This is a genomic window from Bacillus sp. GbtcB10 (assembly GCF_019091365.1).
In the GTDB taxonomy this organism is placed as follows: domain Bacteria; phylum Bacillota; class Bacilli; order Bacillales; family Bacillaceae; genus Bacillus; species Bacillus altitudinis.
Genome location: NZ_JAGXJP010000490.1, coordinates 1 through 228, shown reverse-complemented (window position 1 = coordinate 228; position 228 = coordinate 1). Strand labels below are relative to the sequence as shown.

Below are 228 nucleotides of genomic sequence, written 5' to 3'. Positions count from 1 at the left end.
ACTCAAAATCATCTATTCGTCTACAGCTGATCTGATAGGAGAAATATTACGCACGTTTGATATTGTATCGAAGGTGAAAATCACCGACATTATGGATGCTGTCAAGACAGCTGATCTTGTTGTCCTAGTTGATATCGGAGTGGAAAATGTAACAAAATTTGTCGAAGAAACCTTCACCCGCATTCTTGATTATCGACTTCAATACAAGAAGCCTACGATCATTACAAG

The 228-nt window shown here is 38.2% G+C and carries 1 protein-coding gene; it reads left to right on the top strand.

The window, feature by feature from the left end:
• A partial coding sequence (locus tag KVT11_RS20920; protein WP_217609250.1) for a P-loop NTPase family protein occupies positions 1–228 on the top strand: 228 nt, incomplete at both ends.